Origin of the sequence: Allopusillimonas soli (assembly GCF_004153445.1) — a bacterium.
GTDB lineage: Bacteria > Pseudomonadota > Gammaproteobacteria > Burkholderiales > Burkholderiaceae_B > Allopusillimonas > Allopusillimonas soli.
This window is the reverse complement of record NZ_SDQC01000002.1, coordinates 828,495-845,796: the sequence shown is the minus strand read 5'-3', so window position 1 is coordinate 845,796 and position 17,302 is coordinate 828,495. Positions and strand designations below refer to the sequence as shown.

Here is a 17,302-nt window from a genome sequence, read left to right as displayed (position 1 = left end):
GTGATTCCTGGCGTAGCGGGAGCAGGCCGATCAGCCTGCGGGGTTTGGGGGGCGGGTCTCCTGTCTCAAGCCTTCGAGCACGGCTTCGCCCTTGCGCTTCATGTGTTCGCGCATGATCCCGGACAAGCGCGCGCCGTCGCGGGCTTCAAGCGCATCGACCATGTCCAGATGCTCACGCATGGCGCGGTCCCATTTATCGTGATTGAGGTTTGAGCGAAAACGCAGATTCTGCAGCCGCAGGTTGATGCTGCGGTAGACCTCGGACAACAAGGGGTTGTGGCTGGCGGCATTGATCCTGTCGTGAATCTCGCGATTGACGTGATAGTAGGAGGACAGGTCTCCACGCGCGTGGCAGGCCTGCATCTCGAAGGTGAGCGCGCGTATCTCGATAATTTCGCGGTCGCTGATGTGCAGGCATGCCAACTCACCCGACAGCGCCTCGAGCGCACCCATGACCTCGAAGCTCTGGCGGATATCGTCTTCGGACAGGGCAATGACCTGCGCGCCGCGGTTGGGCTGCATGCGCACCAGGCCATCCGCGCATAGCAAGCGGAACGCCTCGCGCAGCGGTGTCCGGGACACCTGCAGGCGTTCGCACAGCGCGCGCTCGTTCAGCCGCGTGCCTGCGGCCAGCTCGCCCTCGATGATCATATCGCGCAGGCGCTCGGCCACTGCGGTCGGCAGGGTGCGCCTGTCTATGGCCACGGGGGCGGTTTCGGTTTCTCCTTCTGCTGCCGATGCGAGCGTATCGTGAGCGTCATTTATTTTCATTTTGTATACCAAAATGTTGTGTGTCAAAGCGCCATGCGGGGATCAATGTCCGCCCGGTTGGGCGGAGATACCATGGCGTAGCCTGGATAAGGCTGTATTCGGAAATAAAAAGCCGGTAAGCAAAAAAATTTTACTTGCTTTCGATGGCACACGGTGATTATTATTCCTCACAGTTGGCATTTTGTATACCAAAAATATCAGGAGTGCTGCATGATTCCTCTCCAGTCGCATCCATCCGGCCGCCATTTTCTTCAGATCCCGGGGCCAAGCAATGTGCCCGACCGCATTCTGCGCGCGATCGACAATGTCACCATCGATCATCGCGGCCCCGAGTTCGGCGAACTGGGCAAGGCGGTGCTGGCTGGCATGAAGAAAATATTCAAGACGGAAAGCCACGTGGTGATCTATCCGGCTTCGGGCACGGGGGCGTGGGAGGCCGCGCTGGTGAACACATTGTCCCCGGGCGACCATGTGCTGATGGCGGAAACCGGCCATTTCGCCACGCTCTGGAAGCGCATGGCCGAGCGGCTCGGGCTGCATGTGCAATTCATGGAGGGGGACTGGCGCCACGGCGTGGATCCGGCCGCCGTCACGGCCGTCCTGCGGGCCGACACCGGGCATCGCTTCAAGGCTTTGTGTGTCGTGCACAACGAGACCGCAACCGGTGTTGTGACCGATGTGCACGCTGTGCGCAAGGCCATCGATGCCTGCGGGCATCCCGCGCTACTCATGGTCGATACGATTTCCTCGCTGGGCTCGGTCGATTACCGTCATGATGAATGGGGCGTGGACGTGACGGTATCGGGCTCCCAGAAGGGATTGATGCTGCCGCCGGGCCTGTCTTTCAATGCGATCAGCGCAAAAGCGCTTCAGGCGTCTGAAACAGCGACCCTGCGCCGCGCCTATTGGGACTGGCATGACATGCTGGCAATCAACCCGCGCGGCTATTTCCCCTATACCCCCGCCACCAATCTGCTCTACGGCCTGCATGAGGCGCTGGAGATGCTGTTCGAAGAAGGGCTGGACAATGTCTTTGCCCGCCACAAGCGTCTCGCGGCGGCCACGCGGGCTGCCGTCCAGGCATGGGGACTGGACATTCTCTGCAGTGATCCCGCGCAATACAGTCCTGTGCTGACGGCGGTGGTCATGCCGCAGGGGCACGGGGCGGATGCATTCCGCGCCACAGTGCTGCAGCACTTCAATATGTCGCTTGGTCAAGGCCTGAGCAAGCTTTCCGACCGCGTGTTCCGCATCGGCCATCTGGGCTATTTCAACGAACTGTCGCTTTGCGGGACGCTGGCCGGTATAGAGATGGGCTTGTCGCTCGCGGGCGTTCCGCATCGCCAGGGCGGCGTGCAGGCTGCGATGACAATGCTGGCCGACACGGCCCATTCATCGCAAGAGGGGCAGTCCGGCAGCGACGACGTCAAGCGGCGCGCCTGATCAGATCTGTTTTCATTTTCCTCAGGAGGCAGTACCCGCAGCATCACTTCGACTCAAACATCCACGGGTCCCGCAAGACGGGGCGCATACGCAGCACGATATGGAGGAGACACCATGAAGCACGCTACCCGCAGTACATCGAAGACATTCTGGCGCCTGGCGCCACTGGCCCTCATGCTGGGCGCGACCTGCGCTCCCGCGCACGCCTGGGAACCCACGCGCCCGGTGGAAATCATTGTGCCGGCCGGAGCCGGCGGCGCATCGGATCAGATGGCGCGCACCATCCAAAGCATCATTCTCAAGCACAAGTTCATGGATCAGTCCATTCTTGTGCTGAACAAGGGCGGGGCGAGCGGTGCGGAAGGCATCATGGATACCAAGGCATCCGCCGGCAATCCGAACAAGCTCATGGTGGCTTTCTCAGCCATCTATACCTTGCCCATCGCCGTCAAGCTGCCGTTCAATTGGCGTGACCTGAATCCGGTGGCCATGATTGCCAAGGACGAGTTCCTGCTGTGGACGAACGCTGAAGCCAACTACAAGACGGCAAAGGACTATCTGGACGCCGTCAAGGCCAAGCCTGCCGGGACATTCAAGATGGGAGGCACTGGCGCCAAGCGCGAAGACCAGATCATCACGGTGGCGCTGGAAAAGGCCGCGGGCGTCAAGTTCACCTACGTGCCCTACAAGAGCGGCGGCGAGGCGGCAACCCAGTTGGTGGGCAAGCACACCGACTCCAACGTCAATAATCCGAGCGAGAACATTGCGCAGTGGCGGGCGGGGCAGCTGGATGCGCTGTGCGTTTTTTCCGATGAACGCATGCCCTACACGGACAAGGTCACCAAGACGCAGTCGTGGTCGGACATTCCCACTTGCAAGGAAGCGGGCTATGACGTGCAGTACCAGATGCTGCGCGGCTTTTTCCTTCCACCCAAGACCACTGCCGAACAGGCGAAATACTACGCCGATGTCCTCAAGAAAGTGAGTGAAACGCCGGAATGGAAAGCCTATCTGAACAAGCAGGCGCTGAATGGCCAGTATCTGACCGGGGATGACTATGTGAAATTCCTGGAGAAGGACGAGAAATACCATCAAACATTGATGCAGGAAGCCGGCCTGGCGGCCAAGTAGGCACCCGGGAGCCGGACCATGGACAAAGAGCAGACACGAAGCCGCATCTTCACATACAGCGGCGTGGACGCCATGACCGCGGTTGTTGTGGTCATCATCGGTGCCGTGATGATGGTGGACAATCATCGCATTGGCGTGGCGTGGGGGTCAGGCGGCCCGGAACCAGGCTACTTTCCGTATCACATCGGCATGATTCTGTGCTTCGCCGGCGTGGCGGTTTTCCTGAAATCGGTATTCGGCAAGCATCGCAACAATGAAGTTTTCGTGACTTGGCCTTGCTTCCGGCTTGTGTTGATGGTGCTGCTGCCGACGGCGGTCTACGTGCTGTTCATCCAGTTTCTTGGCATCTACGTGGCCTCCACGCTTTTCATTGGCGGCTTCATGCGCGTGCTGGGCAAGACCGGATGGCTCAAGACCGTGCTGATCAGTGTCGGCGTGAGCGTGCTGCTGTTCTGGATGTTCGAGATTCAGTTCATGGTACCGCTGCCCAAGGGACCCCTGGAATTGTGGCTGGGCTACTGAGGATCGAACAGGAGATCGAACGTGGATGAACTGGGTTTTCTTTTTCACGGTTTCGCGACAGTTCTGAGTTGGTACAACCTGGGCATGATGCTGGTGGGCCTGGTACTGGGTGTCATCATCGGCGTCCTCCCAGGGTTGGGAGGACCGAACGGCGTGGCCATTCTGCTGCCGCTCACGTTCACCATGCCGCCCACGTCGGCCATCATCATGCTGTCCTGCATTTATTGGGGGTCGCTGTTTGCCGGCGCCATCACCTCCATACTCTTTAATATTCCAGGGGAAACCTCGTCGGTGGCCACCACTTTCGACGGCTATCCCCTGGCGCAGCAGGGCAAGGCCGGCAACGCGCTCACGGCATCGTTTACTGGCTCCTTCTTTGGCGCACTGTCAGGCGTGCTGCTCATCACCTTTTTGGCGCCCATGGTGTCGCGCTTCGCGCTGCGCTTCGGGCCCGCGGAATTTTTCGCGGTGTTCCTGCTTACCTTCTGCAGCTTTGTGGGCACGGATCGCAAGACGCCCTTCAAGACCATTATCTCCATGATGCTGGGTTTCGGCCTGGCCGCCATAGGCATGGACACGGTCAGCGGCGGACTGCGCATGACCTTTGGCTGGTCGGAGCTACTGCGCGGCGTGGACTTCCTGGTTGTTGTGATTGGCCTGTTCGGCATCGGCGAGATTCTGGTGAGCATGGAGGAGGGCCTGAAGTTCGAGGGCAAGAGCGGGCGCATCAACCTGAAGGTCGTGCTGCAGACATGGCGTGAGCTGCCGCGCTACTGGGTGACCCTCGTACGCAGCACTGTTGTGGGATGCTGGATGGGCGTCACGCCAGGCGGCGCCACAGCGGCATCCTTCATGGGCTATGGACTAGCGCAGCGCTTTTCGCGCAACGGTCACAAGTTCGGTACCGGCGAGCTGGAGGGTGTGGTTGCGCCCGAGACGGCCGCGCACGCCTCGGGCACCTCCGCGCTGCTTCCCATGCTGGCGCTGGGCATTCCGGGTTCGGCCACGGCGGCCGTGCTGCTTGGCGGCCTGATGATCTGGGGCCTGCAGCCGGGGCCGCTGCTGTTCACGGAGCAAAAGGATTTTGTCTGGGGCCTGATTGCCAGCATGTATCTGGGCAACTTCGTAGGACTCATCATCGTGCTCAGCACTGTGCCGCTGTTTGCGGCCATCCTGCGCATCCCTTTTGCCATCGTCGCGCCCATCATTATTGTGGTGTGTGCGATCGGCGCCTACTCGGTGAACAATGCCATGCTCGATGTGTGGTTCATGCTGCTCTTCGGTTTTATCGGCTATGTGCTCAAGAAGCTCAGCTATCCACTGGCGCCCATGATTCTGGCGCTGGTGTTGGGAGACCGCATGGAGGACGCCTTCAGGCAGGCCATGTTGGGGCCAGGCACCGGCATGCATGTTTTCTGGTCCAATTCGCTTGTGGGCACCATCACCACGCTGGCCCTTGTCATGCTGGTATGGCCGCTGCTTTCATGGGGCTGGCGCAGGATGCGGGGCAAGCCGCCGATCACTGAAGAGAGCGCTGCCGTGAATCCCGCCAATGCCCGGGGGGTGCAATGAGCGAACTGATATTGACCGGACGCGAGGGCGCAATCGTCACGGTAACGCTCAATAGGCCGAACAAGCTCAACGCTATGACGCGCGATATGTGGGCGGGCCTGGGTGATTGCATACAGGCGCTGTCGGCCGACGACACGGTGAGGTGCATCATCCTGCGGGGCGCGGGCGATAAAGCTTTCTCGCCCGGCAACGATATTTCCGAATTTGAAACCCAGCGCGCCAGCAAGGCGCAGGCTATGGCATACGGGCGCATTATGCATGCGACCGCCGCAGCACTGGCCGAATGCCCACACCCCCTGGTGGCGCAGATACATGGCATCTGTGTGGGCGGTGGGCTGGAGATTGCGGCGCTATGCGACTTGCGCATTTGCGGCGAGTCCAGCCGCTTCGGTGCGCCGATCAAGAACCTGGGGCTGGTAATGGCATACCAGGAAATGGCCCCGCTCATTCGTCTCGCGGGGCCCGATACGGCATTGGAGATACTTCTGGAGGGTCGCATCTTCGGTGCGCACGAGGCGCGGGAGAAGCGGCTGGTGACGCGTGTCGTGCCGGATGCGCAGGTGGCGCAGGAAGCATGGCGCGCCGCGGAGCGGATTGCCGACGGGGCGCCCCTGGTGGCGCGATGGCATAAACAATTTGTGCGCCGCCTGGCCGATGCATCGCCCATTACCGAAAGCGAGTATGAAACCTGTTTTGACTGTTTCGATACCGAGGATTTCCGCGAAGGCTACGCCGCCTTCCTGGCCAAGCGCAAGCCGGTGTTCTCGGGGCGCTAACCCCGTGGGCGGCGTGTTGTCCGGCAGCGGCAGGGCAGGCCGTGCCGAATGCGGGCATGGCGCAATTCACGGCAGACAAGGAACCCGACGTGAAAACTTATTCTTCCCATCCAGGCCCCTTGGCCGGCATGAAAGTGCTCGAACTGGCTCAGATCATGGCCGGCCCCACTTGCGGCATGATGCTGGCCGACATGGGAGCCGATGTCGTCAAGGTGGAGAAGCTGCCGGGCGGCGATGATTCGCGGGGCTATCAGGAGCCGCGTGTCAACGGCGTATCCGCGCCGTTCATGATTCTGAATCGCAACAAGCGCGGCATTGCGCTCAATCTGAAGAAAGAAGCGGGGCGCGAGATACTGTTGCGGATGGTGCGCGATGCCGATGTGTTGACCGAGAATTATCGCCGCGGCACCATGGAGAAACTTGGCCTGGGCTACGATGTGCTCTCGCATGTCAATCCAGGGCTGATCTACTGCGCCATTTCAGGATATGGCCGCGACGGGCCCTACGAGAACAAGGCGGGCTTCGATCTGATCGCGCAGGGGTTTACCGGCCTGATGTCCATAACGGGAGAACCCGACCGGCCACCCGTCAAGACCGGCAATTCCATTGCGGACATCAATGCCGGCATTCTGGCCGCCGTCGGCATCACGGCGGCCTATGCGCACAAGCTGAAGACCGGTCAGGGACAGGTGGTTGACACCTCGTTGATGGAAGCAGGCCTGCAGCAGACCTACTGGCACGCCGCCATGTATTTCGCCACGGGCGAATCGCCCGGGCCCACGGGCTCGGCCCACCTGCTTGCCGCGCCTTATCAGGCCTTCCGTGTGCGGGACGGGTGGATCAACATAGGCGGCGCCAATCAGGCGAACTGGGAGCGCATTGCCAATGTGCTGGGCCATCCCGAGTGGCGTGAGGATCCCCGCTACGCCACCAACACGGCGCGCATGGCGCACCTTCCGGCGTTGACCGCAGACATGGAGACCGTGTTGCGCGAGCGCGACCAGGCCGACTGGCTGGCCGCATTCGATCAGGCGGGCGTACCCGCGGGGCCGGTGGCATCCATAGGCCAGGCCCTGTCGCACCCGCAGGCCAAGGCACGCGGCATGGTGGTGGATCTGACGCATCCGCAGGCGGGTCCCACACGCGCCCTGGGCTGCCCGATCCATTTTTCGGCCACGCCCACGCGCATAGACCGGCATGCCCCGGTGCTCGGGGAGCATACGCGGGAGTTGCTCGCTGAATACGGCTATGACGACGCGGACATCGATGCCTTTTGCAAGGAGGGCGTTGTACAGGATGCGGCCCTTGCAGGCTTTACAGCATCCTGAAAACACCCGATACTCATTTTTAACCATCCGCAATGCAGCGCTGTGGCGCGCGGCCCGCAAGGCGGCGTCATGCCTGCATGATGCGGAACGGTCGAGCTGTCACAACGCGCAACCGCCTCGGGAGATGAGCAGATGAACAGAAGAAATCTATTGAAGCTGGGTGGCCTGGCCGCGCTGGCCACGCCCTTGCCTTTCAAAGCCGTCTTTGCCGCTGAACCCGCCATTTTGCTTGGCGCACCCAACCCCATGTCGGGGCCGTTTGCCGCGAATGGCAAGTTTGCCGAAATGGGCATGAAGCTTTTCGTGGAGGAAACCAAGGCGGTGCTGGGGCGCCCCCTGGCGTACCGGGTGCTGGACACGCAGGGCAAGCCGGCCATTGCCGTGCGCCAGGTGCAAGACTTGTTCGAGCAGCAGCATGCCCGCTTTTTTGCCGGCGGCATACTCTCGTCCGGGGCGCTGGCCATGGGCAAGAGCCTGGCCAAGCAGGGCGGTATCTTCGTCACCACCGCCGGCGCGGATGAAATCACCGGATCAGACTGCAACAAGGCCACGTTCCGCTGGTCGGTACCCACCTACGGTGCCATACGGCAGACGATAGGCCCGCTGATCGAGCGGCTGCCGGATGCCAAGCGCTGGTACACCATCACGCCGCAGTATGTGTTCGGCGAGGGCCTGCTTTCCGCCACCAAGGATATCCTGAAGGAGCATGGGCTCGAGCATGTGGGCAACAGCTATCACTCTCTGGACGAGAGAGAATTCAGCGGCTATCTGACCAACGCGATGGCGGCCAAGCCCGACGTGCTGGTTCTGCTCAACTTCGGTTCCCAGAGTTCGGAAACCCTGCGCCAGGCTGTCAGCTTTGGCATCAAGAACCAGGCCACTATTTTGCTGGCATGGGCGTCGGGCCTGGAACAATTCGAATCGCTGGGCGCCGACCTTTGCCAGGATGTTTATTTCGGCGTCCAGTATTGGCACACCATCGACAGCCCGCTCAATCACAATCTAGTAGAGCAGACCCAGGCCATGTACAATCGCATGCCCAACTACAGTCTGGCTGGCAGCTACATCATTGCCAAGATGATTGTGGACGGCATCGCCAAGGCTGCCGATGCCGATCCGGCAAAAGTCATTGCGGCGATGGAAGGCACGGTTTACGACGGCCTCACAGGCTCTGAAACCATACGCAAGCAGGACCACCAGGTCATCAAGAACTACTACTTGCTCAAGGGAAAACCCAAGGATCAGATGAAAGACAAGGATGACTATTGCGAGATCATCCAGGGCGGGCAGTCGTTCCTGGATCCCGAGCAGGCCGGCTGCAAAATGCCTGCCTGATCACCGAGCCGGCACGCGACGCTCCGCATGAACGTCTACGTACTGCAGGTCATCAATGGCGTGGGAATAGGCATGATCTATTTCCTGCTCGCTGTCGGGCTGTCCATCGTTTTTGGGCTTCTGCGCTTCGTGAATTTTGCACATGGGGCCTTCTATCTGTTGGGCGCCTATGCCTGTTACGCGCTCATGCAGCAGGGGCTGGGGTTCTGGGGCACGCTCGTGCTTGCGCCCATTCTGGTTGGGGCAGCGGCCTGGTTGGCCGAGCGTCTGCTGCTGCGGCGCATGTACGACCTGCCGCATGAGTTCCACATTCTGTTCACCCTGGGCCTGGCATGGGCTATACAGGAGCTGGTGATTCTGTACTGGGGACCGGTGGGTGTGAATGTGCCGCCGCCCGACCTGCTCAAGGGCGTGGTCATGTGGGGCAGCTTCATCTATCCCAAGTACAGGCTGTTTCTCATTGCCTTCTCGGCACTGCTTGCGTTGGCGATATGGCTGCTGCTCGAACGCACGCGCCTGGGCAGCATCGTGCGGGCCGGCAGTGAGCAGGCCGACATGGTCATGCTGCTGCGCATCAATGTCTATCGCGTCTTCGGTCTGGTCTTCGCGCTGGGTGCCGCCACGGCGGGGTTGGCTGGCGCGCTTGCCGCGCCGCTGCGCGGGGTTGAGCCCTTCATGGGTGTCGAGGCGCTCGCCGTGGCCTTCGTGGTCGTGGTGGTGGGCGGAATGGGCAGTTTCAGCGGCGCCCTCATCGGCGGCCTGCTGGTCGGTATAGTTCAAAGCATCATGAGTACGCTCTGGCCTCAGGGTGCCAGCCTCATGATCTACATCGCCATGGCGCTGGTGCTGCTGCTGCGGCCCGACGGTCTCATGGGGAGGAGCCAATGACTGCCATTGTGCGCCGCTATCTGTCGCTTGCCGCAGCCGTGGCCGGCGTGCTTCTGCTGCCGCTGTTCCTGCAGTCCGGTTCGCTGGCCAGCGAGGTTCTCATCTTCGCGATGGCGGGGCTGGGCTGCAATCTTCTGCTCGGCTATACGGGGTTGCTGTCCTTCGGGCAGGGCATATTCTTCGGGGTGGGCAGCTATGCGGTGGGCATACTCCTGACACGCACGGGCCTGCCTATGCCGGCCGCGCTCCTGGCGGCATGCGTGGCAGGCATGGTGGTGGCCGCTGTGGTGGGATGGCTCGCCATCCGCCAGAAAGGCGTGTATTTCGTCATGTTGACGCTGGCCCTGGCGCAGATGTTCTATTTCATCGCTTATTCCGTGCCTGAATGGACGGGCGGCGATAATGGATTGATGGATATTCCCACGCCGCCGCTTTCCGTTGGTGGCATGGTGCTGCTGCCCAATGATTCCGCCTGGGCCTACTACACCTTTGTGGCTATTTTGTTCATATTGGTTTTCTGGGGCATGCAGCGTATCGTGGCATCCATTTTCGGCCGCACATTGCTGGCCATCCGCGACAATACGGCACGGGCGTCGGCCCTGGGCTACGATGTCGTGCATTTCAAGCTCGCCGCCTTCATCATCTCGGGCGCCGTCACCGCGCTGGCCGGCGCGCTCTACGCGATGATGACCAATATCGCGCCGCTCAGCAGCATCAGCTACCACATGAGCGAGGTTATCTTGCTGATCACCGTGTTGGGCGGCACCGGCAGCCTGATCGCATCCATGCTGGGTGCGGCTTTCTATGTGCTGGTGTCCGACTGGTTGTCGGGCCTGTGGCCGCGCTGGCTGCTGCTCTTCGGTCTTTTGCTCATGGCGGTGAGCCTGTATATGCAGGGCGGCCTGTGGGGCGCATGCCGGCTGGCCGCCATGAGGCTGCGGCCCCGCTCCGATTCCGGCGCGCAGGCCGCCGGCAAGGAGGCGCCATGATGGATGCGCGCGAGGCATTCGAAAACCGCCAGCCGGACGGGCCGCGCAATGCGGTGCACGCGGGCCGCCCCCTACTGTTGGCAGACAATGTGGTCAAGCGCTACGGGAAATTCCAGGCGCTGTCCGGCGTCAGCCTGTCCGTGCAGCCCAATACCGTACATTCGGTCATCGGGCCCAATGGCGCGGGGAAAACCACGCTGTTTCACACGCTCACAGGCACCGTTCCGCTGACCTCGGGCGCCATTCACCTCGATGGCCGCAACATCAGCCACCTGCCGGATCATGCGCGCGTTCAACTGGGCGTGGCGCGCTCTTTCCAGGTCACATCGCTGTTTCCCAGCCTGACGGTGCGCGAGAACCTGCGCCTGGCGGCGCAGGGCGTGGCGCCGCGCCAGGCAATGCGGTTCTGGTCCGGCCCCCTGGGGCGTGACGCACATGGCGATCTCATTGGCGCCATTGCCGAGCGCCTCGGCCTGCTGCGGGTGCTGGATCGAACCAGCAGCCAGTTGTCGCATGGCCAGCAGCGCCGCCTTGAAGTCGGGCTGGCACTTGCGGCGCGGCCCAAGGTTATTTTTCTCGATGAACCCACGTCGGGCATGGGCATCGATGATATCGATTCCATGAAGGCCATTATTGCGGGGTTGCGCAGCGACCTGACCGTGGTGCTGATCGAGCACAATATGGGTATCGTCATGGATATTTCCGATACGATTACCGTCATGCATTTGGGCAAAGTGCTGGTGGAAGGGACGCCCAGGGCAGTGAGACAGGACGAGGCCGTGCGCCGCGCCTACCTGGGCAATATGATGACCGGAGGGCGCTGATCCATGCTTGATGTTCAGGACATTCATGTCTTCTATGGACAAAGCCATGTCATCCAGGGCGTGTCGCTGACTGTGCGGCAAGGCGAGGTGGTATGCCTGCTGGGGCGCAACGGGGCGGGAAAATCCACCACCATGAAAAGTATCATGGGGCTGGTACCGGCGCGCGGCGGCCGGATTGTATTCAAAGGCCAGGATATCACCGCGCTGCCCACTCACCGCATCGCCGATCGCAATATCTGTTTCGTGCCCGAGGATCGGGGTATCTTCCGGCTGCTGACCGTGGAGGAAAACCTCAAGCTTGCCGCGCATGCGGGCTCGGACTGGTCATTGGATGATATCTATCGGGTATTTCCCCGGCTGCACGAGCGGCGGCGCAATGGCGGCGGCCAATTGTCCGGCGGAGAGCAGCAGATGCTGGCAATCGGCCGCGCGTTGATGAACGCTCCCGAGCTACTCATCCTGGACGAACCTGTCGAGGGCCTGGCGCCGGTCATTGTCGACGAGATCGTCGAGCGTCTTAAACTCATACGCGAGCGTGGCATCGCCATTCTCCTTATCGAGCAGAATCTCGAGGTCTGTACGCAACTGGCTGATCGGCATTACATTCTGGAGAGCGGGCGCATCGTCTACGAGAACGACAACGCAGGCTTTACGGCCGACAACGGCATCAAGGACAAATACTTGAGCGTGGGCGCCGAGACGCCGCCGCGCTAATTTTGAACGGAGTTTCCGCATGGATACTGTGGCAAGCAAGACGCACATGCTGCGCATCGATTCGGCGCGCCTATGGGATTCACTGATGGCGCTGGCGCGCATTGGCGCCACGCCTAAAGGTGGTGTATGCCGCCTTGCGTTGACCGACCTGGATCGGCAGGGCCGTGATCTGTTTGTCCAATGGGCGCGCGAGGCGGGCTGCGAGGTCCGAGTGGACCAGATCGGCAATATTTTCGCGCGGCGCGCGGGTGTCGAGAACAGCTTGCCGCCAGTAATGATGGGCAGCCACATCGACACGCAGCCCACAGGTGGCAAGTTCGACGGCAATTTCGGTGTGCTGGGCGGCCTGGAAGTGGTTCGCAGGCTCAACGACGCGGGCATCCGGACCTTGGCGCCCATCGAGGTGGTGGCCTGGACCAACGAGGAGGGTTCGCGCTTCGTGCCGGTGATGATGGGCTCGGGCGTGTTCGCAGGCGCCTTTGGCCTGGAGGATGTCCTGCCGCAGCAGGACACCGAAGGCAAGCGCGTTGGGGACGAGTTGCGGCGGATCGGCTATGCGGGGTCAGTGCCCGCGAAACATTTTCCCATCAAGGCCTATTTCGAGGCGCATATAGAACAAGGTCCGATACTGGAAGCCACCGACACTGTCATCGGTGTCGTGAAGGGCGCGCTGGGCCAGCGCTGGTACGATGTGACGGTGACAGGCATGGAGGCGCACGCAGGGCCGACGCCCATGGACTTGCGCAAGGATGCCTTGCTCGCTTCCGCTCGACTGATCACGGCGATCAACCAGATTGCACTGGATCATGCGCCGGATGCGCGGTCGACGGTGGGGTGGATCGATGCCTACCCCAATTCGCGTAATGTCATTCCGGGCACCGTGAAGTTCAGCGTGGATCTGCGGGCTGCCGATGATGACGTACTCGACGCCATGGATGCCGCGCTTGCCGCCGCGTGCCGGGCGCTGGCGGAGGAAGGTCGGGTGGATGTGCAGGTAAAGCAGGTGGTGTATTTTCCACCGCAACCGTTCGACGAGACGCAGGTGCAAGCTGTGCGATGCGCCAGCGAGCGGCTGTCGCTGCCGCATCGCGACATTGTCAGCGGCGCGGGCCATGATGCGGTATATCTGGCGCGTGTCACGCCTACGGCAATGATCTTCATTCCCTGCAAGGACGGCATCAGCCACAATGAGATCGAAGAAGCCAGCCAGGCGCATGTTGAGGCGGGCTGCAACGTCCTGCTGCATGCAGTGCTTGAACAGGCCGGCGTCGCGCCAGGCCACGCGGAGACTTGACATCAATGAAGATATTGATTGCACGCCTGAATCACGAGACGAATACATTTTCTCCTGTTCCTACGCGGCTGGAGGACTTTGGCCTGAACGGCCCCGACTACGATGCAGACGCCTACGCCGCCAACAAGGGGGCGCGCACGGCCATGGGCGCCTATATAGATCTGGCCGAAGCATTCGGCGCCCAGATTGTCACGCCTCTGTCGGCCACCGCCAATCCCAGCGGCCCCGTCGATGGGGATGCGTATCGGATCATGACGCATCACATTGTCGATGCGGCGGCAGGGTGTGATGCTGTCATGCTGGATCTGCATGGCGCCATGGTGGCCGAGAGCACGGATGACGGTGAGGGTGATCTTCTGGAGCGGCTCAGGATGGTCTGTCCGGATGCGCCCGTGGCCGTGGCGTTGGATCTGCACGGCAACGTTACACAGAAAATGATAGACAACGCCGATGTCATCGCGGGCTTCAAGACCTATCCACACGTGGACATGTATGAGGCTGGACATTTGGCGGGCAGCGTGCTCATTACGAAGCTAAAAGGGGAAGCCTCACCGGCACTTGCCTGGCGCCAGCTGCCGCTCATGACGCACACGCTCATGAGTGCCACACAGTCGCCCGCCATGCATGCCGCGGTCGAGAAGGCGAGAGCGCTGGAGCAGCGCGGCGAAATTCTCGCGGGCACGGTCATGGCCGGTTTTGCGCTGGCTGATATTCCTGCGCCTTGCCTCAGCGTGATCATCGTCGGAAAGGATAAGGCCAGTGCCCAGGCGCACGCCGACGCCCTGGCCGATGACATCTGGGCGCAGCGCGAAGGCTATGTGTATCACAGTCCCCCATTATCGGAATCGATCGCCCGGGCTCGCCATGCCCATGATGTGCCAGGCCTTGCCCATCCCGATTGCGGGGCCGCCAATGGCCCGGTATTGCTGCTGGATCACAGCGACAACTGTATGTCGGGCGGCACCTGCGATACCATGGATGTGTTGCAGGAGGCGCTGGCGCAAGGCTTGAGTAATATTGCCGTGGGACCCGTCTGCGATCCGGAAACGGTGGCTGCGCTGTTCGAGGCGGGCGAGGGTGCGCGGGTGACCGTGGACCTGGGCAACAAGCGCCCGCTGGAGAGTCTGGGTATTGTCAAGGCGCCGCTGCGTGTTGAAGGCACAGTAAGGCGTCTGGGCAGCGGCGAGTACGTGATCAGCGGCCCCACCTATACCGGCATGAAATGCGGCATGGGACGCACGGCGCTGTTCGAGTTCGATGGCGTGCAAGTCGTGGTGACCGAGAAAACACAGGAACCATGGGATTTGGGCGTGTTCACATGCGTGGGTGTCGATCCATCCACCAAGGATTATCTCCTGCTCAAGTCGCGCATGTACTGCCGGCCGGTGTTCTTTCCCATTGCCAAGGGCTATGTCGAGTGCGACAGCGCGGGTGTCACTAGCTCGAACTATGACTTGTTTCCATTTCGCAAGATAAGGCGGCCGGTTTATCCACTGGACGAAGTCAGTCGCTGACCTGGCTCGCGGCCGATCGGGTCCGTCCACACGCCCGGCCGCCGTGTTCGCTGCGCCGTCGGGCATGGCTATTGCTGGCCTTTCGGACCCGTTCCATCGATTGGGGGCGCATGCCGGCGCATCCGGCCAGGAAGCAAGGGGTCAGATCATGACGATTCAGAACGGATTCGGTTTGCTTGTACAGCTGAAACATTTTCCGCACCTTCGCAGCGGCTTCATGGCGATAGTGGCGATTGGCGTGCTGTGTGGCGCAAGTGCGGCGCAGGCGGACCTTACCGTACCCATCGCACAAGCGACTGAGCATGGTCCGGGGAAAGCGCTGGGCCAGATCACCATTTCAGAAAGCGAATACGGATTGGTTTTCACACCCGATATCAAGGGACTGAAGCCAGGCCTGCATGGTTTCCATGTGCACGAGAAGCCGAGCTGCGATCCCGCCGAGAAGGATGGCAAGATGACGCCGGCTGGCGGGGCGGGCCCGCACCTCGATCCCGATGGCGCGGGAAAGCACGGCGCGCCATGGGGAGATGGGCATCTTGGAGACCTGCCGGCACTGTATGTTGCCGAGGATGGCACTGCCACGCACCCCGTGCTCGCACCGCGCCTGAACAAGCTGAGCCAGGTCGAAGGGCACGCATTGATGTTGCACGAGGGGGGCGATAACTACTCCGACCATCCCATGAAGCTGGGCGGCGGCGGCGGACGATTCGCCTGCGGTGTTGTCAAGCAGCCATAGGCGGCCACGGGCGATGACCATTGACCGCAGGCCTTGCGGTGCGGGCGAGCGTGGCGACGCCGTAGTGCCTGTTCCGGTCAGCCCAGAAACACGCCATGTTCCGCCAGCGTCCGCTGCAGGCCGCGTATATCAATGGCGGCCACGCTGGTGCCGGTCTTCAGTGCCTGCGCAGCTGCCGTGCCAGCCGCTTCGCCCATGACGAAGCAGGCGCCGGACACGCGGGCGGCCGATTGGCCTTCGTGCGTCATGGATGCGCAGCGCCCGGCCACCAGGAGGTTGCCCGGCGCGCCGCTTGAGCGCCTGGGCAGCAGCATGCGGTAGGGCAACTGGTTGTAGCCACGGGATTCCGGTATAGGGGGCCATTCCCAGTGCACATCGCCGGCCACGTGTTTTTCCAGTGGCCAGCCATTCACGCCTATGGCATCATCGAAATCGGCGCAGCCCAATACGTCTTCCCGCGTGAGTTGATATTCGCCCACCACACGGCGGGTTTCCCGCACACCTATCTGGGGCGCGATTTCGAGTGCATAGGCTTGATCGAACCCTGGAATCTGCTCGCGCAGGAAACGCAGGAATTCCATGGCCTGTTGCCTGCCTTCGAGTTCGCCGCGGCTGAACGCGCGCGCGTCCGTGGCATCGATGGCCGTGCCGTCCTGGTTGGACAACTGTGTGACGTTCACTCGCCACTCGTAGGGATTCTTCATGGGGCGCACGATGGCGCCGTGGCGGGGAAACCGATACGCGCCGCTGTCCCTGAGCTGGTCCATGCGCTGGGGAATGTCGCGCCAGGCCTCGCCGGCGCGCGCATTGTCCACATTGCCCACCTTGAACATGAGGGTGGGATACAGCATTTGTCCAGGGCCGGTGCCTTTTTCGTAGGCCGCGCCCGCCCAATTTGCCAGGTCGCCGTCGCCCGAGCAGTCAATGAATACCTGTGCACGCACGGCCACCCGGCCGGACTTGGTTTCCAGAAAGAGACAGTCTATCTCGCCGTCTTCCTTTAGCGATACACCCACGCCCAGCGCATGGAACAGGATCTGTACGCCAGAGTCGACCAGGATGCCATCGGACGCGTACTTGAGCGCCGACATATCGTAGGCCTGCGCATGGACTTTGCCGAAGATGAGGTGGGGCACGCTTAGGCCGTCAAGTGCGCGCATGCGATCAAGAAGCTCGTCCGCCAACCCATGCACAACCTGCTTGCTTTCACCATGAACGTTGGCGTACAGGCCACAGAAGTTGGTGACGCCAGCCGCTGTTCCCATGCCGCCAAGAAAGCCGTACCGCTCCACCAGCAGCACCGACATATCCTGGCGCGCAGCCCGCGTCGCCGCCATCAGACCGGCAGGTCCGCCACCCAGCACGACCACGTCATATTCACCGAACAGCGGGATATCGCGAGCCGGCTCGTGAACAGAAGATGAAAGGGAGGCCATAAGCTTGATACCTTGTGTTGTGCTGCGAC

Annotated in this window: 16 protein-coding genes; 14 read left to right on the top strand and 2 right to left on the bottom strand. The window is 61.6% G+C overall.

Features of this window, described 5'->3' with window-relative positions; all coding sequences use genetic code 11:
- Positions 1-30: 30 nt before the first annotated feature.
- On the bottom strand, positions 31-771 hold the full coding sequence (locus tag ERD78_RS09740; RefSeq protein WP_129969048.1) for a GntR family transcriptional regulator: 741 nt from the start codon (positions 769-771) through the stop codon (positions 31-33).
- Positions 772-981: 210 nt separating this feature from the next.
- Between ERD78_RS09740 and ERD78_RS09735 the strand changes: the two genes are divergently transcribed.
- The 14 genes from ERD78_RS09735 to sodC all read left to right on the top strand — a co-directional run bounded on the left by ERD78_RS09735 (position 982) and on the right by sodC (position 15,837).
- Positions 982-2,214, top strand: a complete 1,233-nt coding sequence (locus tag ERD78_RS09735; RefSeq protein ID WP_129969047.1) for a pyridoxal-phosphate-dependent aminotransferase family protein — start codon at positions 982-984, stop codon at positions 2,212-2,214.
- Positions 2,215-2,328: 114 nt separating this feature from the next.
- Positions 2,329-3,345 (top strand): Bug family tripartite tricarboxylate transporter substrate binding protein, encoded by a 1,017-nt coding sequence (locus ERD78_RS09730; RefSeq protein ID WP_129969046.1) that lies wholly within the window; start codon positions 2,329-2,331, stop codon positions 3,343-3,345.
- Between the two features lie 18 nt (positions 3,346-3,363).
- Positions 3,364-3,867, top strand: a complete 504-nt coding sequence (locus ERD78_RS09725; protein ID WP_129969045.1) for a tripartite tricarboxylate transporter TctB family protein — start codon at positions 3,364-3,366, stop codon at positions 3,865-3,867.
- A gap of 21 nt (positions 3,868-3,888) precedes the next feature.
- Positions 3,889-5,439, top strand: coding sequence for a tripartite tricarboxylate transporter permease (locus tag ERD78_RS09720; RefSeq protein WP_129969044.1), 1,551 nt, complete (start codon positions 3,889-3,891; stop codon positions 5,437-5,439).
- Positions 5,436-6,215 (top strand): enoyl-CoA hydratase/isomerase family protein, encoded by a 780-nt coding sequence (locus tag ERD78_RS09715; RefSeq protein WP_129969043.1) that lies wholly within the window; start codon positions 5,436-5,438, stop codon positions 6,213-6,215. The genes ERD78_RS09720 and ERD78_RS09715 overlap by 4 nt, the downstream gene beginning before the upstream one ends.
- Positions 6,216-6,343: 128 nt before the next feature.
- Positions 6,344-7,543, top strand: coding sequence for a CaiB/BaiF CoA transferase family protein (locus ERD78_RS09710; RefSeq protein ID WP_129969137.1), 1,200 nt, complete (start codon positions 6,344-6,346; stop codon positions 7,541-7,543).
- Positions 7,544-7,675: 132 nt separating this feature from the next.
- A complete protein-coding gene (locus tag ERD78_RS09705; protein WP_129969042.1) occupies positions 7,676-8,878 on the top strand; it encodes an ABC transporter substrate-binding protein in 1,203 nt (400 codons plus the stop codon).
- A 27-nt stretch (positions 8,879-8,905) separates the two neighbouring features.
- Complete coding sequence (locus tag ERD78_RS09700; protein WP_129969041.1) at positions 8,906-9,766, top strand: branched-chain amino acid ABC transporter permease; 861 nt, start codon at positions 8,906-8,908, stop codon at positions 9,764-9,766.
- Entirely contained in the window at positions 9,763-10,755 is a 993-nt protein-coding gene (locus ERD78_RS09695) for a branched-chain amino acid ABC transporter permease (RefSeq protein ID WP_129969040.1), read from the top strand. Before ERD78_RS09700 ends, ERD78_RS09695 begins: the two co-directional genes overlap by 4 nt.
- A complete protein-coding gene (locus tag ERD78_RS09690; RefSeq protein ID WP_245152399.1) occupies positions 10,752-11,579 on the top strand; it encodes an ABC transporter ATP-binding protein in 828 nt (275 codons plus the stop codon). Before ERD78_RS09695 ends, ERD78_RS09690 begins: the two co-directional genes overlap by 4 nt.
- 3 nt (positions 11,580-11,582) lie before the next feature.
- Positions 11,583-12,293, top strand: a complete 711-nt coding sequence (locus ERD78_RS09685) for an ABC transporter ATP-binding protein (protein WP_129969039.1) — start codon at positions 11,583-11,585, stop codon at positions 12,291-12,293.
- Between the two features lie 19 nt (positions 12,294-12,312).
- Positions 12,313-13,587: a Zn-dependent hydrolase gene (locus ERD78_RS09680; protein ID WP_129969038.1), complete on the top strand. Its 1,275-nt coding sequence runs from the start codon at positions 12,313-12,315 to the stop codon at positions 13,585-13,587.
- Between the two features lie 5 nt (positions 13,588-13,592).
- Positions 13,593-15,101, top strand: a complete 1,509-nt coding sequence (locus tag ERD78_RS09675; RefSeq protein WP_129969037.1) for a M81 family metallopeptidase — start codon at positions 13,593-13,595, stop codon at positions 15,099-15,101.
- Between the two features lie 217 nt (positions 15,102-15,318).
- The gene (gene sodC / locus ERD78_RS09670) at positions 15,319-15,837 is read left to right on the top strand and encodes a superoxide dismutase family protein (protein WP_129969135.1); all 519 of its coding nucleotides are present in this window, start codon (positions 15,319-15,321) and stop codon (positions 15,835-15,837) included.
- Between the two features lie 77 nt (positions 15,838-15,914).
- Here sodC and ERD78_RS09665 read toward each other — a convergent pair whose 3' ends face one another.
- Entirely contained in the window at positions 15,915-17,273 is a 1,359-nt protein-coding gene (locus ERD78_RS09665) for an FAD-dependent oxidoreductase (protein WP_129969036.1), read from the bottom strand.
- Positions 17,274-17,302: the final 29 nt, after the last annotated feature.

Bases quoted from the DNA above. Each gene is read 5' to 3' on its own strand.
- ERD78_RS09695 (WP_129969040.1), top strand. From the start codon at position 9,763: ATGACTGCCATTGTGCGCCGCTATCTGTCGCTTGCCGCAGCCGTGGCC.
- ERD78_RS09710 (WP_129969137.1), top strand. From the start codon at position 6,344: ATGAAAGTGCTCGAACTGGCTCAGATCATGGCCGGCCCCACTTGCGGC.
- ERD78_RS09690 (WP_245152399.1), top strand. From the start codon at position 10,752: ATGATGGATGCGCGCGAGGCATTCGAAAACCGCCAGCCGGACGGGCCG.
- ERD78_RS09740 (WP_129969048.1), bottom strand. From the start codon at position 771: ATGAAAATAAATGACGCTCACGATACGCTCGCATCGGCAGCAGAAGGA.
- ERD78_RS09730 (WP_129969046.1), top strand. From the start codon at position 2,329: ATGAAGCACGCTACCCGCAGTACATCGAAGACATTCTGGCGCCTGGCG.
- ERD78_RS09735 (WP_129969047.1), top strand. From the start codon at position 982: ATGATTCCTCTCCAGTCGCATCCATCCGGCCGCCATTTTCTTCAGATC.
- ERD78_RS09715 (WP_129969043.1), top strand. From the start codon at position 5,436: ATGAGCGAACTGATATTGACCGGACGCGAGGGCGCAATCGTCACGGTA.
- ERD78_RS09705 (WP_129969042.1), top strand. From the start codon at position 7,676: ATGAACAGAAGAAATCTATTGAAGCTGGGTGGCCTGGCCGCGCTGGCC.
- ERD78_RS09675 (WP_129969037.1), top strand. From the start codon at position 13,593: ATGAAGATATTGATTGCACGCCTGAATCACGAGACGAATACATTTTCT.
- ERD78_RS09665 (WP_129969036.1), bottom strand. From the start codon at position 17,273: ATGGCCTCCCTTTCATCTTCTGTTCACGAGCCGGCTCGCGATATCCCG.
- ERD78_RS09700 (WP_129969041.1), top strand. From the start codon at position 8,906: ATGAACGTCTACGTACTGCAGGTCATCAATGGCGTGGGAATAGGCATG.
- sodC (WP_129969135.1), top strand. From the start codon at position 15,319: ATGGCGATAGTGGCGATTGGCGTGCTGTGTGGCGCAAGTGCGGCGCAG.
- ERD78_RS09680 (WP_129969038.1), top strand. From the start codon at position 12,313: ATGGATACTGTGGCAAGCAAGACGCACATGCTGCGCATCGATTCGGCG.
- ERD78_RS09725 (WP_129969045.1), top strand. From the start codon at position 3,364: ATGGACAAAGAGCAGACACGAAGCCGCATCTTCACATACAGCGGCGTG.
- ERD78_RS09685 (WP_129969039.1), top strand. From the start codon at position 11,583: ATGCTTGATGTTCAGGACATTCATGTCTTCTATGGACAAAGCCATGTC.